This is a genomic window from Brevibacillus sp. BD137, assembly GCF_041644655.1.
In the GTDB taxonomy this organism is placed as follows: Bacteria; Bacillota; Bacilli; order Brevibacillales; family Brevibacillaceae; genus Brevibacillus; species Brevibacillus brevis_D.
This window is the reverse complement of record NZ_JAOTNO010000004.1, coordinates 236707-253104: the sequence shown is the minus strand read 5'-3', so window position 1 is coordinate 253104 and position 16398 is coordinate 236707. Positions and strand designations below refer to the sequence as shown.

General features: G+C 48.8%; 15 protein-coding genes. 2 read left to right on the top strand and 13 right to left on the bottom strand.

Going from position 1 to position 16398, the window contains the following annotated elements; all coding sequences use genetic code 11:
- Positions 1–9: 9 nt before the first annotated feature.
- Complete coding sequence (locus ODZ53_RS11245; protein WP_372677037.1) at positions 10–2232, bottom strand: hypothetical protein; 2223 nt, start codon at positions 2230–2232, stop codon at positions 10–12.
- Between the two features lie 399 nt (positions 2233–2631).
- Here ODZ53_RS11245 and ODZ53_RS11240 point away from each other — a divergent pair, with 399 nt between their 5' ends.
- Complete coding sequence (locus tag ODZ53_RS11240; protein WP_372677035.1) at positions 2632–3546, top strand: NAD(P)/FAD-dependent oxidoreductase; 915 nt, start codon at positions 2632–2634, stop codon at positions 3544–3546.
- Positions 3547–3654: 108 nt separating this feature from the next.
- Here the strand turns inward: ODZ53_RS11240 and ODZ53_RS11235 are convergent, their stop codons facing one another.
- From ODZ53_RS11235 to ODZ53_RS11225, 3 genes are read right to left on the bottom strand one after another with little or no spacing between them, the layout of a single operon-like run.
- Entirely contained in the window at positions 3655–4209 is a 555-nt protein-coding gene (locus tag ODZ53_RS11235) for a peroxiredoxin (RefSeq protein ID WP_041749801.1), read from the bottom strand.
- Between the two features lie 45 nt (positions 4210–4254).
- Positions 4255–4503, bottom strand: coding sequence for a glutaredoxin family protein (locus ODZ53_RS11230; RefSeq protein ID WP_087344647.1), 249 nt, complete (start codon positions 4501–4503; stop codon positions 4255–4257).
- Positions 4504–4525: 22 nt separating this feature from the next.
- The gene (locus tag ODZ53_RS11225; RefSeq protein WP_372677033.1) at positions 4526–5449 is read right to left on the bottom strand and encodes an NAD(P)/FAD-dependent oxidoreductase; all 924 of its coding nucleotides are present in this window, start codon (positions 5447–5449) and stop codon (positions 4526–4528) included.
- A gap of 328 nt (positions 5450–5777) precedes the next feature.
- On the opposite strand from ODZ53_RS11225, the gene nhaC reads away from it, so the two are divergent.
- Positions 5778–7130, top strand: a complete 1353-nt coding sequence (gene nhaC, locus ODZ53_RS11220) for a Na+/H+ antiporter NhaC (protein WP_142495337.1) — start codon at positions 5778–5780, stop codon at positions 7128–7130.
- On the opposite strand, the gene ODZ53_RS11215 is transcribed toward nhaC, so the two are convergent.
- The 9 genes from ODZ53_RS11215 to ODZ53_RS11175 all read right to left on the bottom strand — a co-directional run bounded on the left by ODZ53_RS11215 (position 7127) and on the right by ODZ53_RS11175 (position 16316).
- Entirely contained in the window at positions 7127–8341 is a 1215-nt protein-coding gene (locus ODZ53_RS11215; protein ID WP_372677031.1) for a sensor domain-containing diguanylate cyclase, read from the bottom strand. The genes nhaC and ODZ53_RS11215 overlap by 4 nt on opposite strands.
- Positions 8342–8368: 27 nt before the next feature.
- Positions 8369–8683, bottom strand: coding sequence for a DUF3870 domain-containing protein (locus ODZ53_RS11210; protein ID WP_007725309.1), 315 nt, complete (start codon positions 8681–8683; stop codon positions 8369–8371).
- Positions 8684–8695: 12 nt separating this feature from the next.
- Positions 8696–10108, bottom strand: coding sequence for an ATP-binding protein (locus tag ODZ53_RS11205; protein WP_372677029.1), 1413 nt, complete (start codon positions 10106–10108; stop codon positions 8696–8698).
- Between the two features lie 127 nt (positions 10109–10235).
- Positions 10236–11219 (bottom strand): N-acetylglucosamine kinase, encoded by a 984-nt coding sequence (locus tag ODZ53_RS11200; protein WP_372677027.1) that lies wholly within the window; start codon positions 11217–11219, stop codon positions 10236–10238.
- Entirely contained in the window at positions 11206–12030 is an 825-nt protein-coding gene (locus ODZ53_RS11195; protein WP_372677025.1) for a carbohydrate ABC transporter permease, read from the bottom strand. Before ODZ53_RS11195 ends, ODZ53_RS11200 begins: the two co-directional genes overlap by 14 nt.
- 33 nt (positions 12031–12063) lie before the next feature.
- Positions 12064–13002, bottom strand: a complete 939-nt coding sequence (locus ODZ53_RS11190) for a carbohydrate ABC transporter permease (RefSeq protein WP_372677409.1) — start codon at positions 13000–13002, stop codon at positions 12064–12066.
- 92 nt (positions 13003–13094) lie between these two features.
- Positions 13095–14378 carry an ABC transporter substrate-binding protein gene (locus tag ODZ53_RS11185; RefSeq protein WP_372677023.1) on the bottom strand — a complete coding sequence of 428 codons (1284 nt, stop codon included), beginning with the start codon at positions 14376–14378 and terminating at the stop codon, positions 13095–13097.
- A 25-nt stretch (positions 14379–14403) separates the two neighbouring features.
- Entirely contained in the window at positions 14404–15441 is a 1038-nt protein-coding gene (locus ODZ53_RS11180) for a serine hydrolase domain-containing protein (protein ID WP_372677021.1), read from the bottom strand.
- A gap of 17 nt (positions 15442–15458) precedes the next feature.
- Positions 15459–16316 (bottom strand): MurR/RpiR family transcriptional regulator, encoded by an 858-nt coding sequence (locus ODZ53_RS11175; protein WP_483862073.1) that lies wholly within the window; start codon positions 16314–16316, stop codon positions 15459–15461.
- Positions 16317–16398: the final 82 nt, after the last annotated feature.

Sequence of the window (16398 nt, the reverse complement as noted above, 5' to 3'; positions counted from 1 at the left end):
CCTATCCAATCAAGGCTGAGTCCCGGTCTTCATCGGAGCCTCAATCTCGTGGAATGCTTTTTTTAGTATGGAATAGCTCTGTTTTTTGCGTTCGTGATAACCGACCTGCTCCCAGCCTTGCCATGTATACATCGGGAGCTTCGTCAGTGCATAAGCGTTTTGTCCGACGATTTGTTTCGTCGCCGTATCCACGAGGAACGGCAGGATACGTATGCCTTTCGTCGTCTTCGTCGTGAAGCTTTTGCCATCGTCTTCATAGCTCATGACGGACAAGGAGCTCGGGTCTGTAAATCCAAGCAGCATCCACGGCACTCTCAGCTCTACCACTTTTCCCTTCGCTTGCCACGAGGTTCGTGAGTCGTACTGCGGGTCTTGGGCATCTGTCGTTCCCCGGATCAGCTTGCCGACCTCGACTTCCTCCAACGGATAGTACTTCTTGCTGTCTGGCGGCTCCATCTCCAGGCTAACGGCCAGCTTCCACGGCTTGAATATCCCAGAATCGTCTTTTTTCTCCTCTTCCTTGACCGCAAGCATGCCGTAGCGTTTTCCGTATAAGCGTGCATGAAAGTCGTAATTGGCAGCGATTTGAATCTGGCTTTCGTCTGCTTTTCCCAACGCGATCAACGTCTCTAGTCCCTCATCCAGTGTCAGGCCGGGAAGCTGCACAGCATGCTTGTTCCCGCCAGGAAGCGTATCAACACCTACATAGAGCTGTTGTTTAGCCGGGTCAAACTCTTCCTTCAACTGAGCAAGGAAATAGACGTACCCTTCATCGTGTGTCATCCAGATTTCGTCGACACCCGGAACTTGAACATCGAGGCGTTGCTTCTCTTCCGGCACGAGCTGATCCCAATCTGTGCGATTCCCATCGATGGTCAGCACACCTTCTTTGTTCGGGTACATGCCGAGGACTCCAAACAGAGACTCGTTGGTCAATACGTTGATCCACAGGGAGCGCCGATCTTCCGGCAACTCAAATCGCATCGTGTTCCATGTTTTTTTGAACCACTCGTCCTGCCAGACAAATACGATTGCTCCCGCATACCCTTCTTGATGGATTTCTTGCAAAAGCTCGGCATCAATCTCTCCCTGCTGCTTTTCTGAATGACCACCCTGATTGCGCCCCAAATTTCCCAGATGGGCGACTCCCACCGATGCCGGGACCCCGAATTCCGTCACCATGATCGGCATGTTTTTGTGATACTGCTTCAGTTGTCGCAAATACGCTTTGTACGTATCGATTTGCCCTGCATCGTTCTTCAACTGTTGCAGAGTAGTGTCGTAGCGGAAGAAATCCGGATAATACGGGTACACGTGATAGGAAGCGAAGTAGCCTGCCTCCCACTGTGTTGGCTCTATATGGGTAGAATCGACACTGACCAAATCTTCATGATGGATCGGCTCTCCCGGATGCGATAAGGGGTCTGTTGTCACCCAATTGGTGAAAGTCATCGGATGCTGCCAACCGTATTTGCTCTCCTCCGTTGCCACGGTATCCACCATTTCAGCAATCCATGTCTCAAAAGCGGTTGCATTCGGTGTCGCGTGGAAGTACTTCCCTTGATAGGGTGCAACTTTTTGATGCAGGCGGTTGGTGTTTTTCACCATCACGGGGTCCCACTCGGTCCCTGTGTGCCAGCCGATCAAGTATTTGCCCGCATTGGCACGGTACGTACCACTTGCCTTTCCCGGTTTTTCCGGCAGGGTGATGTCTCCGTAGACAGCGCCGACTGCATCCTTGATTTCCTGTCGAAACTCCTCGCGAATCTCTGGCAAATAGGCGTCTTTCTTTTCAATCAACAGCTCTTCTGGACTCCAAATGCCCTGCATCAAATAGAGAGGATCCCCTTCTTTTCGCCGATTGTAATCGACCAGTGCTTCATAAAAGACAGGAGAATGGATCGTATACACACGAATGACGTTCGCTCCCATCTCGTCGATCATCGCGAACCAGCGCATGTAATCCTCTCTCGTTATGGGAAGCTCACCCGGATAATGACCCGGTAGCGATGCCCCCAGATTGACACCTTTCGCAAAAAAGGGCTGCCATTTCTGATTCTGATAGACTTCGAACAGCTCACCATTCGTACGAAATTTTAATTGAGCACCTGTAGTCGTCTCCATGCTTTCGACACGATCTGCTGCCCAAAACCACAAGAAGGCACTTGCCCCCACCACGATCAGCATGGTCAAGCTCATCCAGCGCCATCTTTTCTTTTTTGTTGGCTCCATTTCTCGTCAACCTCCGATATGTTGCCACGTCACAGTCATTGTAAACATAGGGAGCAAATCGTTCCCATAGACAAAATTCACTATTGTGTCTTTTTCAGATTTGTCATGAAAATGTAATATTGGGACGGATTCGCCTCCATTGTCCTACGTTTTTTGGAGGGAAGTCCTGCAACCGGGACGGTCTTCTGGCCCACATTTTTTGCCAACTAGGTACAATTGCTCCTTCCTTTTTTTTCCTTTTTGCTCGTAAAAATGGTAGGTTGCTACTATTTGAAAGGCGTTAGATTTTTTCGATATAAGGGATTATTTACAAAAAGAATACAAAGTGTTTCGAAGCTTGATTCTGAGGAAGGTTTGTTTATAATAGACATAAAGGATCTGTAAAGGTGGTAAACAAACATGAATCAACTTATCGATGTAGGGATTATTGGTGGAGGACCAGCAGGTATGAGTGCCGCTCTCGCACTTGGCAGAGCAAGAAAAAGAGTCGTCGTTATCGATGAAGGCCGTCCGCGCAATCGTGTTACACGTGAGTCCCATGGCTTTCTTACGAGAGACGGCATCACTCCGAGCGAGTTTCGTCGCATTGCAAGAGAGCAAATCAGCGCCTACCCTTCCGTTCACTTTGTGGAGGATACAGCGGTAACGATCACGGGGCACGATGGAAATTTTCTCATAATGACTGCACAGGGAACGACTTATCAAAGCAAAAAGCTACTGTTCGCAGTGGGAATGAAGGATCTTCCTTTACCTGTTAACGGATTAGCAGAAGTGTATGGAAAAAGTGCTTTTGTCTGCCCTTATTGCGATGGATGGGAATTACGCGACCAACCACTTGTCTTGATAGCAAACGGCGAGAAAGCATTGCACTTGGCAAAAGTGCTATCTGGTTGGACTAATCATTACACCCTCTGCACCAATGGACCAGATGAATTCACGGAAGAACAAAGGTTGGAGCTGTTGCAGCATCGCATTCCTGTCTTTGACTCCCCGATCGAACGGATTGTATCTATCGATGGGATGGTGCAACGTATTGAGCTTACAGATGGCAATAGCATTTCGTGCACAGGGATCTTTTTTGCCCCAAAACTCGTCGCTGCATCTGACTTGCCACAAGCATTAGGCTGCCAGGTAACGGAAGCTGGTACGGTTATCGTCGACAACTTTGGGAAAACGAGCGTACCGGGTGTCTACAGTGCAGGCGATGCAGCAACTACCAAATACCAAGTGATAACTGCTGCTGCTCTAGGCTCTGCGGCTGGAATGAGCATCAACAACGAACTACTTGTAGAGGCATGGAATCGTCAAAGCTAGCTCTATCCCTCCGCGTTCCTTCCATATAAAAGGACAATCCCTCCGACTGCAATAGACGGGTGGGATTGTCCCTCTTCTTTCTATATAGAAGCAATGCTCTTTCTTTGATTACAGCGTCTTCTGTCCTGGCTTCCAATTCGCCGGGCACAGACCGCCAGCTTGCAGGGCTTGCAAAATACGAGTTGTCTCTGTCACGCTGCGGCCCACGTTCATGTCCGTTACCACTTGGTAGCGCAGAATGCCGTCTGGATCGATGATGAACAAGCCACGGTGAGCTGCACCAGTCTCTTCATCCAGAACGCCATAAGCTTGTGCCGTCTCTTTTTTAAAGTCGCTCGCGAGCGGGAAGTTTACTTCACCGATGCCGTTTTCATCTCGCGGTGTTTTGATCCATGCCCGGTGCGTATGTACGCTATCTGTGGATACACCCAATACTTCGCAATCCAACTCTTCGAACTCTTCCATGTTGTCACTAAACGAAGTTACCTCTGTTGGGCAAACGAACGTGAAGTCGAACGGCCAGAAGAACAAAATCAGCCATTTTCCTTTGTAATCAGCCAGCGACACACGTTCTTCCAGTGTCTCGAGGTTTTTGGTCGTGAGCATGTTAAAGTCAGGTGCCGGTTTTCCTACTTGAAGTTGGACAGTTTGCTGTGTTGTCATTGTTGTCATGATACATCTCTCCTTTTATATGGTATCTAATGAAATTTACTTCGCAGCCTCTTCCAATACTGCCAGTGCTTTTTTGATACGGGTCGGGTTGAAGCCCAAAACTTGCTTCTCACCAATGACTGTCAAAGGAACAGACATCACGCCTAAACGGTTCAGCTCCTGGAAGTACTCTTCTTTTTCATCGATGTTGCGTTCTTCGAAAGAAATGTTTTGTTCTGTCAAATACGATTTTAATTGCTGGCAGAAGTTGCAATGTGTGCTGGAGTATACGATTGCTTGAGCCATGTTTGTTTCTCTCCTTTTTCTTCTATTTGTACTGTGGAACAACTTTGGAGCGCTTGTTGATGTATTTGTCTACAGCCATAGCCGCAATGGCACCGTCTGCCGCAGCGACAACTGCTTGCTTCACAGGTGTTTTGCGCACCTCACCCGCTCCAAATACGCCTGGAACAGAAGACTGCATGAACTCATCTAAAATCATAAATCCTTCCTCATCGAGGGGAACTTGCCCATCCAAGAAATCGGTACCCGGCTTGCTGCCAGACAGGAAGACGAAAACCCCGTCTACGGACAGCATTTCTTCCGTTCCTTCTGCTGTGCGAATGCGCAACCCTTCCACTGACTTCTCCCCCACAATTTCTAATGGGCGGGTACGAAAATGTATTTCCGTGTTCGGCAGCCGAGGTAGTTCATCTACCCCTTGAAGATCAGCGCGCGGCACCAAGAAAGTGATTTTGTCCGTAAATTTGGTCAGCGCATGCGCTTCTTCCAATGCTTCCTCCGTATCACCGATGACCGCAACATGCTTGCCTTCATAAAAAGCTCCGTCGCATGTCGCGCAAGTGCTCACGCCTCGTCCGAGCAATTGCTCTTCACCTGGAAGCATTCGGTTACGTCCTTTGGAACCAGTCGCGACGATCACGGCCTTCGCTTGGAAAGTACCATGAGCCGTGAAAATGCTTTTTTCCTCATCCTCTACATCTACCGCAGAAATCGTAGTCTGAATGAATTCTGCACCGAAGCCCTCCGCTTGTCTGCGCATTTTATCCAATAGTTCTTTCCCTGTCATCTCGCCTTCTACCCCTGGGTAGTTGGCGATTTTATGTGTCAGGGCAAGCGCACCAGTTCCGGGTGCCTTATCAATGACGAGCGTCTTTAGATTTCCACGAGCTGTGTATATGGCAGCAGAAGCACCAGCTGGTCCTCCGCCGATGATGACGACATCATACATGAACGGCCCCCCTTTTCTTATTATCAGATTATAATTATTATCAACTAGGAACAATTATCATTGTACTTGATATAATTTTAAAGTCAATATCTTTTTATAATAATTTTAAATAAGACCAATAAGATTCATCTCACTCAGTACCTGCATACTCGTCTGTATTATTTTACGATTCCGAATTCAACCTATTTCGTTGACGAAACAAGTAATTCAGGATAAAGTACCACTAACACTTGAACGCACAAAAGCAAAGAAGCAAGAAAGCACAAAAGTGCGAAAGCGAAATATACTTTCTCACTTCTTTAGGCTGATTTAACAAGGAGTTGCCATTATGAACAAGCCATTATCTTTTTCGCAAAGTATTTGGGTGCTTGTCACCGTATTCGGAATCTTGTTTCCTGCCCTTTTTTGGGGCAAAGTTGAGCCGCATATGCCGCTCTTCCTCGCAACCATAGGAGCTGCCACTCTTCTCTTCCTGTTCGGCGTTCCGTGGAAGCAAATGGAGGAGGGCTTGATCAAAGGAATTCAAACCGCGATCGCCCCCATGCTGATTCTTTCCTTAATTGGAATTTTGATCGGGGTATGGATGATGAGTGGAACCGTTCCGATGATTCTGCACCTCGGCATTTCGCTGATCTCACCGGAGTACTTCACACTCTCCGCCCTGTTTCTGACAGTGATCGTCTCCACTGTTACAGGGAGCTCTTTTACCACGATTAGTACGGTAGGGGTCGCTATGATGGGGGTCTCGACAGCACTCGGACTTGATCCGTTGATTACAGCTGGGGCCATTATTTGTGGAGCTTGCTTTGGGGATAAAATGTCGCCGCTCTCCGACACGACCAACTTTGCAGCAGCCATTGCAGGGGTTTCCTTGTCGGAGCACGTCAAGTTCATGTCACGTACTGCTGTTCCAGCCCTTGTCATTACCGCGATTTTCTTCGGAATTCAAGGACAAAGCGCCAATGTGAATCTGGACGCCATTCAAGAAATCCAGCATGCTTTGGAACAAAACTTCTCTCTTAGCCTCTTATCGCTACTGCCAGCATTCGTCGTCCTGTTATGCTCAGCGTTGCGAAAACCGATTTTGCCTACATTGGTCTTCGGGATTTTGAGCGGGATTGTCACAGCTGCTCTTTCCGAAGGAGTCACCTCTCCGGTCCAATGGATGACTGTCATGCAAAAAGGCTTCACCAGCAATATCGCCAATGAAGCCGTTGCATCGATTGTGGACCGCGGTGGACTGTTGTCGATGACCTGGTCCCTCGCCTTGATTTTGATTGCCTTGTCTTTAGGCGGCATCCTGCAATACAGCGGTGTGTTTCATGCACTCTTTTCTGGATTCATCAATCGAATCAAACGAGACGCTGAGATGGTCGGACTTGCCGGATCTTCTTCTATTCTCGTGAATCTGCTGACAGGAGAACAATATTTGTCTATCCTGCTCCCTGGGCAGATGTTTCGTGAAGCATTCACAGCTCGCGGAATGGCGGGCAGACGACTGTCTCGTACTCTCGAAGACTGCGGGACACTCGTCAACCCACTCATTCCATGGGGGGTAAGTGGTGCATTCTTTACCGCTACCTTACACGTATCTACAGTGGAATACTTGCCTTATGTCATCTACCTGTGGATCTCGCCAGTTTTGACGTTTCTATTCGCCATGCGTCGGCAAAAAGCTTAGCCGGCTGCATACACGGTCGTACAGTTTTTCCCTTTGCGCTTGGAGCGGTACAGTGCCTCATCTGCTGCCCGCTTCAAGCCATCTGCCGTGTTTGCGTCTTGAGGGTAGCGCGCAATGCCAACACTGACCGCAATCAAGATGCAGCAATCGTCCTGTGTTAAGGGGCGCAAGCGCAAATATTCCCGAATGGCACTCGCTTTTTCCTCCGCCATCTCCATCGACGCCCCCGGGCAGAGCAGCATGAATTCATCTCCCGCATAACGATACGCTGTATCCTCCGGTCCCGCTACTTCTTTCATCGCTTCGGCAATTTGCTTAATCAATGCGTCCCCTGCATGATGACCATAATGGTCGTTCACCGCTTTTAAGCTGTCTGAATCCAGCATGATCAAAGAGACAGACGCATCCTCTTCACTCAGCAGCTTTTCCAAATCACGATGGAAAGCACGATAATTCGCAATCCCTGTTAGCTCATCCTGAAACGACATCTGGTACATTCGCTCATACAAGCGCGCCGTTTCAATAGCACTTGCTACCTGAAAACCAATGATTTTCAGTAGTTCCTCGTGCTCTTTTTTATAGGCGAATTCCCGATAAGACTGGGCAGAAACAACGCCTTTGATCTGATTCCCCAGCATGAGTGGAACGAAAATGCATGTATTCGTATCCATTTCCGGGCTTCCCCAGCGGATCATTTCCGGCTCGCTTGGCTCATTCTTCATCGTCTTGATATGGATGGTTTCCCGTGTATCAATCACTTTGGACACCATCGCTTGCCCATAGGGAATCGTGAGCGGACCGTAATTGACCCCATTATCGATGCTGATCGGTATTTTGATCTCACTGTCGCCCTCATCATAAAAGGCAATAAAGAAAGCATCTGCACGCATCACGCGCGAGACCAGCTCAAATGCTTTCCACAAAATTTCGCTTTCCTCAAACGTTTTCGCAAAAATGTGGCTGAGGTCATGTAAAATCTTCATGTGCTCGGAGATCCACATCATTTCGGTTACCTTATTTCGGAGCTCCACAATCTGCTTCAGCAGTTCTGCATGCAGGACACTGTCCTGTTCCGACAGCATACTATCTACCTCACAAGATAGCGCTTCAACCTCGCCAAGCTCGACTGCTTCTATGTTGCCGAGCCATTGGCTATAACGCTCCAACAACTGTCTTGCATACGCTTCTCTAACGTCGTGCTTCTCATGCATATTCAACCCTCCGGCTATTGGGTAGCTTTACGCTTTTTTTTCATGATATCGCTCAATAGCTGCACGGATGGCTTGCAAGACAGCTCCCTGACCAGGTGCTAAAAAACGTTCTTGGATCGCCTTCGTGATCTCCTGCATGCCATCTGCAACTGTCTTGCCTACAAGCAAGCTAACCAAAAACTCACTCGTCTTGTCCATGACAAAGGTAAAGCTGGCGTCGCAAATCACTTCGGCGTCTACATCAATGATGAGTACACAGCCTACCATGGTTGAAACCTCGTACAAGGTAGTTCCCTTGGGGATTTGGGCGAAGCCTGCTGTCAGTACCGTATTTTTGTTCATCCAGTCGTCCTCCTAGCTGCTGATCGGCAAGCATACCTCGACTGCCGTTCCGTTACCTGGGGTGCTTATTAACCGCAGCGTCCCCCGATGGTTCTCGATGATTTTGCGGCTCACCATCAATCCCAGGCCCGTCCCCGTTTCCTTCGTCGTGAAAAAAGCCTCTCCCAATCTCGCCATCTGATGGGCCGGGATCCCCACTCCATTGTCTTCAAACCGAATGACGACTCGATCATCTTCACACCGCAGTCGAATCACAATTTCTCCATTCCCAGCGGTCGCTTCGATCCCATTTTTCAAAAAGTTAATGAAAGCTTGCTTCAACTGATTTTCATCGCAATGGATCAAGGGGACTTCCGATTCGAAAACGACCTGAATCATGACCTTTTTCAAAATCGCCTCCGTCTCCAAGAGCGTAACCACATGCGTGATCAGGTTGGACAGATCGCGGGCTTCAAACACAGCCGTATGCGGCTTCGCCAAGACCAACAGCTCTGAGACAATCATCTCAATTCGCGCCAATTCCGAGCTCATGATCGAAAAATACTCCGGCTTTCTCATGCCATCCTTTTGCATTAATTGCACAAAGCCTTTTAACGAGGTAAGCGGATTGCGTATCTCATGCGCGATCCCTGCCGCCAATTGCCCGACCAGCGCGAGTTTTTCCGAGTTTTGCAAAAATTCTTGCGCCCGTTTGCGTTCCGTAATATCCCGGATCAGTATGTACAGGGAGAGCTGGTCCAACATCGTCATGGATGTTCCACACACTTCTACCTCCGTCCGACTGCCATCCAAACGGATTAGCTCAACCTCAATTGGCGAGGCTGTTTCCCCTTCTTCCAAAGTGCGGATGAGGCCCTTGATCTTCGGTACATCACGTGGATGGAAAAACGACTGAAATGGATACCATAACAGCTCGTCCAAGCCGGAAGCCCCAACCAGTTGCATCCCTGCTTGGTTGACGTATTGAAGCTCCCCAGCACGGAAAATGAACGCACCTTCACCGGAAATATCCAATACTCTGCACTGTTTGGAACCATAGCTGTCACCAAACGGGGCCGGGAGCCTCTGCACCATCGCATAATACCCAATTGATGTGCCTTCCTCCCAAAAAGCTCCATATGTAATATGCACGGGGATACTTGTGCCATCCTTATGACGAAAAGCGGTGAAAAAAGGTCTCGGATCACCATTCATCGCAAATTGTGTTTGAAGGCGTACCATCTCCTGTTCTTCCGAAATAGCCAGCTTCCAAAATGAGGATCCTTCCCATTCTTCTACGGAGTAGCCAGTCAATACTTGGCAGGCAGGATTGCCTTTAAAAACTCTACCAAATTGATCGAGCAGAAAAGTGGCCTGAATCATTTGATCAAAGAAGGAACGATAGAGATGACCACTTCTCCATCCACTGTCCAATAAATTTTTCATCGTGCCCCTCCCTCCTGGGACGAGAAAACGGCTACTCCAAATTACGGAAATAGCCTACAACGTTCTCAAATCCTATTCTCACCCAATTTTACCCTATTCGTTCTGCTGTTTCCATCCCTCTGGAAATTTAATTGTGTGATTTCTCTTCCAGTACCTCTGCACTGACTCGTAGCTGCTCGGCCATTTTTTCGTCAACAACGAAGCCCAGCTTTGTGAAAGCCGCTACCAGCGCTCCGACGACAGGTGGTACCGTGGGAATGATTGTTTGAAACGAAGCTCTCCCAATCAGTTGTTCGCGAAGGATCGTGCTGGACGTTAACAATCCTCCCGCTAAAACGACTGGTACAGGCTCCTGAACTTTTTTTAAGCAAGCATCGGCCAAATCTAGCAAATCCTCCACTGCTTGCATGATCAATGTATTCGCCACCGGATCGCCTAGTGTTGCGGCTTGTTCTACGAGCTGACTCGTTTTTGCCAGCTCCATTCGCGGATTGCTTCCCCCGTAGATCAGGCTGATCAGTTCATCAGGACGCTCAACGCCATAGTGGTCCATAAACAGTTGTGTCAGCACTGTCGATTCACCGCGTCCATCGTATTCGCGCAATACGGCGCTTGCCGCTTTTTTGCCCAAATCAAACCCGCTGCCCTCATCTCCTACCAGATACCCCCATCCGCCTACACGGTGCCGCGCCCCCTCTTTTGAAAAGGCACAGGCAATCGAGCCTGTACCAGCAAGGAGTACGACGCCTGGCTGCCCCCACGTCCCTGCGTAAAGGGCTGCGATGACATCGTTATCAATCAATAGCCGTTCTCCCCACTCATCGACAAAGGCAAGCTGAATTCTTTCCTTGATCTGCGGACGATCTGCACCGCCAAGCCCAATAAACAGACCGGCTACTCCCTCTTCCTTGGCACCTGCCTTTATTCTCACAGCAACCATGAGTTGGCGTAGTGTAGCTTCCACATCCCCCCAGCTTCTGGAGAGCGGGTTTGATGATTCCCCCACCACGATTGCCCCCACCTGTCCTGCCTCATTGCAGATGGCTGCTCTGGTTTTGCTTCCGCCCCCATCGATCCCGATAAACCACTTTTCCCCATTACTTGACTGCACCTGCCGTCAACCCCTCCATAAACTGCCTCGATGCCAGCAAAAACACGATGATCATCGGTAAAGCAGACAACGTGAGCCCTGCAAACAACAGGCTCCAATCCGTTTCATATTCTCCAAACAGCACCATCATGCCTACCGGGATCGTCTTGAGCGCTTCCTCCTGAATGAAAATCAACGGGAAGAAAAAGTCGTTCCACGCATGGATGAAATTAATAATGACCACCGTAGCCAAAGCAGGACGGATCAGCGGTAAAAGCACGCGCCAAAACACCTGAAAATGGCTGCATCCGTCGATCCGCGCCGCTTCCTCCAGCTCAATCGGCAACGTCCGAAAGAAGCCCGTCAAAATAAAAACAGAGATCGGAATCCCACTCGCCGTATAAATCAGAATCAGCGACCACAGTGAATTCAAGAGGCCGAGATTCTTCATCAGCAAAAACAAGGGAACGATCCCCAGCTTGATCGGAATCATCAGGCCAATAATGAAAAAGAAGTAGAGCCCCGCTGTCCATGTAAAAGAAAAACGCGACAAGTAAAAGGCCGCCATCGCTGAAAAAACCGTAATGAGCAAGACAGACAGAGCACTGACGAATACACTGTTCCATAAAAAGTCGGCAAAAGGCACGGCTTCCCACAGCTTTTTGTACGTATCCAAACTAAACGTCTTCGGAAGGGAGAGCGGACTCGCAAATATCTCCCTATTCGTTTTCAAGGAAGAAGAAATCATCAGTACGATCGGATATAGCGCGAGTAACGCAAATAAATACGCCAGCACATAAGATATAGCTCTCCCACCCACAGTCATCTTCACATCGCACCCTCCTTTCCACTCAGGAACACGCAATTAGTGTTGGACCTCTCGTTTCCTCATCAAATAGAGCGACAACGCCGACACAGATCCGACGATGAAAAACAACACGACAGCCAATGCCGAACCGAGTCCAAGTGTGACATCCCCAGCTCCGCTGCTAAACGCCATGCGATAAAAATAAACAGCCAGCGTATCCGTCGAATAAAACGGCTCACCCATCGAGCCTTGCATAGCGTAAACGAGCTCAAACGCTTCAAACGCCTGAATGAACGTAAATATCGTCATAATCGTAATCGCTGGCATGCACAGCGGCAAAATCATTTTCCACAGCATCCGCAAGCCTGTTGCCCCATCCAATCTCGCCGCCTCGATCAAATCCTCCGGGATCGACTGAAGTCCCGCCAAAAAGATTAGCATGGCAAAGCCTATGCCAAACCAAGAGTTAATCAAAATAATCGCAAGTAGCGCTGTATCTGGGTCACCCAGCCATGGTCTGGCCCATTCTTCTAGACCAATTTTTGCCAAAATGCTATTGAGTGCACCGTAATTCGGGTTTAAAATTAACTTCCACAAAAACCCAATTACAATAACTGACAACAGCCTTGGCATGAAATAAGCAATCTTGAGAAAGCCGGATCCTCGTATTTTGCGATAGATGAGAAAAGCCAGACCGAAGGCAATCCCATTTTGCACAATCATTTCGACCACAAAGTAGAAGACGTTATGCCGAAAAGCATTCCAGAACATTTCGTTGAAAGGCTCTACCGTAAACAGCGTAATGAAATTTTGCAGTCCGACAAAAACCCCACGCTTTATGCCATTCCAGTCGTACAGGCTGTATAAGAATGCCGAAAAGATCGGGTACACGACAAACAACGTATAAATAACAAGCGCGGGCAGCGGAAACAAGTGAATCAGCCAGCGTACTTGCCCCTTTGTTCGAATGCTTTTTCGGTTTACCCTCTCGATGATGCCCACCCCTTTTTACGAAAATCATCGCGGCCTGTTCAGAAGCCGGGAGTGAACCCAACTTAGGTCCACTCCCCCTTTCCGTCTGCTATTTTCTACTTTTTAAAGGGAGGGAACCAGGTAGCCGCCGACTTTTGTACTTCTTCTACGACCTGCTCAGGGGTGAGCTTGCCTAAATACATGCCTTGGAGGGCGTTTTCCAATGTTTGCTTCGTGGTCGGTTTTCCTTCCGCGAAGCTGACGACCATCAAATAGGGTGTGGCGCTTGATTGGGACAGCTCTGCCATCTTGTTTACCAACGGATCGTCAGTCGATACACCTGGCACCGCGCTGATTCGTTTGAACTTATTAGCGAATAGCTCCCCAAACTTTTTCGTCGCCATGAATTCCATGAACTTCAATGCCTCTACTTTGTGTTTGGACTTGGCGTTTACAGCATAGGAGCCATCGACCCAGGTTGTCAGGACTTGTTTTCCGTCATCGGTTGGCATCGGGAAGAAATCAAGCGGCAAATCAGGGTTGAGCTTTTTGATGCCTTCCAGTTCAAAGCTGCCATTGATGAACATTGCTGCTTTTTCCGTGGCGAACAACGTCCGCATATCATTCAATTCGAGACCCACATAATTTTCCGGGAAATAAGGGATAAGTTCTTGCATACGCTGCACAGATTGGAGGAACTCAGCGCTTTTTAAGTCACTTTCTCCTTTTAGCAGCTTGTCGAGATAGTCCGTACCGCTATAGCTAGCTGGAGCAATTACACCATGACTAAGAGAGAGGAGCCAGCCTTCCTTTGCTCCGAAAGAGATCGGGACGATTCCTTTCTCTTTCAATGTTTTGGCTGTCGCAATCAGCTCATCCCAGCTTTTCGGTGCCTGGAGGCCATTTTGCTCGAAGATTTTCTTGTTGTAGTAAAATTGCGTGGAGTTCAGGGATAGTGGGACACCGTAGACTTTACCATCTTTACCTGTGGCCGCTGCGAGGACGTCTTTTGGGATGGTAGATATGCCTGGCACATTGTCGAGAGGCTCCAGATGTCCAGCTTCAGCCAAGGCAATCCCCGGAGCATAGGGACGCAGCTGCAAAATATCTGGGCCACTGTCGCTTTGGAGCGCCGTGTTGAGGATGGTATTGTACTCCGTTGCTTTAAATGGCTTGAAGTCGATCTTGATATTCGGATGGTCTGCCTCAAAAGCTTTGATGATGGCTTTGTAGCCCTCCGTGTCTTCTACGCGCCAACTATGCATGGAGAGTGTTACCTGCTGTCCGTCACCTTGTCCGCCGACTGACTCTGTTTCGGTTCCTCCACTGCTACATCCTGTCACCACCATAACCGCAGTCAACACGAGAGAAGCTACATAGCGAAAACGAAATTGCTTCATCCGAAACCCTCCCCTTTTTCTTCCCTTAGGTCTGCAAAAGCTGGGCCGTAACAGCATCGTGCAAAATCGGTCGTAATTGCCGAAGCTGATGATTACGGCCTAGATGAACGGCGTTAGTGAGAAAGATGACAGCAAACTGTTTCTCTGGGTCAATCCACATACTGGTTCCAGTAAAACCTGTATGCCCAAAGCTCCTACGATGAAAGCCGCTTCCACAGCTCAAGGTGGTGGATGCTTGATTGATCTCCCAGCCATACCCTCTACTCCCCCCTGCTTGCTCTGTATGATTGCGAATCGCCAGTTCGTACCATTCGCCCGTAAGTATTCGAGGCTCTTGGTACAACCAGCTCATCGCATATCGGCACAGATCGTCAGCTGTTGAGAAAAGTCCAGCATGTCCCGCAACCCCTCCCATCGCAAATGCTTTCTCATCATGAACCTCTCCTGCGATGTAGGCGTTGGTGAGACTACAATATTCAGTAGACGCAATATTCCGATAAATATGTTCGTTCGGACAGAAAACAGTATGTGTCATGCCCAATGGGGTGAAGATGCGCCGAGTAACAAACTGGTCCAAGCGCTCTCCTGTTACTTGCTCAATAACGAGGCCCAACCAGATCATGCCCAAATCACTGTAAACGACCTGGGCCCCAGGCTCGTGAAGCAATTGTTGCGCATACAATAGCTCTGGCAAATGGATCTTACTATCGCGCCTTCTCTCTGCCAAATCTGCTGGCATTCCTGAGGTATGGACAAGCAACTGTTCGAGTGTGATCCGCTTTTTGTCAGCGGGACAATCGGGAAAAAATTGACCAATCTGATCATCCAGCGCTACCACTCCCTCCTGCACGAGCAAGAGGATAGCAGGTAGCGTCGCCGTCACTTTGGTGAGCGACGCCAGGTCAAACATGGTATTCGGCGTCACTGGCTTGTCTTTGGCAATACTCGTCGTTCCGACATCACACGCATACCAGATACGACGATCACGCACGATTCGCAAGGCAGCTCCCGGGAGCAAACCGCTGTCCACCCATCCTTGCAAAAGTAGCTCTAGATCGTCCATGTCTTCCCTCCCTTCTCCTACGTCGAGGAGCGTTTCGTCCGACTAACAGCAAGCCTTGATTTTTCCAACAGGGGAATGACTCGCTCTTGCATCCTGCTGATCATGGTAATAAACAAAATATCGATGACGTTCAATTGAGCAATGCGCGAAGCCATGGCTCCGCTACGAATGCTTTTTTCTACCGAGCTGGTGAATAACCGAATGTTGGCTAGTTCGGCTACTGGCGAGGGTCCGAATTTGGTCAAGGTAATGATGGTCGCTCCCTGCTGCTTGGCCTCCGTCAACGATTGAATAATGTCTTCGGTCTGTCCTGAATAAGATATGCCGATGACCACGTCTTTTTCCGTCAAAGTGACAGCCGACGTTAATTGTGCGTGAAAATCCGAATAAGCCTCACACCACAAGTTAATCCGCGAAAATTTTTGCCGGATATCGTCAGCAATGACCGCCGAAGCACCGACACCGTAAACATCGATCTTCCTGGCTACTGCCAGCACGTCGACTGCTTTCTTTACTTCTTCGTTGGACAAGACTGAGAGCGTATCCTGAATGGATTGAATATTGTTCCAGCTAACCGCTTGCATAATCGATTCAACTGAACCCTCCATCATGATCTCCTGATAACTGCCCATCGCCGTCTGTTTCGTCAAATCTCCAGCGACGCGCAGCTTTAGCTCCTGATACCCCTTCATATTAAGAGAACGAGCCAAACGGATGATCGTCGCCTCGGATACCCCACTATATTCCGCCAATTTTTGGACAGAGAGCTTCACGACATCTTCCGGGTGAGCCAGAATATAATCGGCGACTTTTCGCTCCGAAGGCTTTAATTGATCCAAGATTGCTTGCAGGCCGACAAGCCCTCCATTTAACATATGTGACATCACTTTCTTCCCCCAAATCTTACTTACATTTTATGTAGCATTATTTCTCTCGTCAATTATTATCTAATAAACA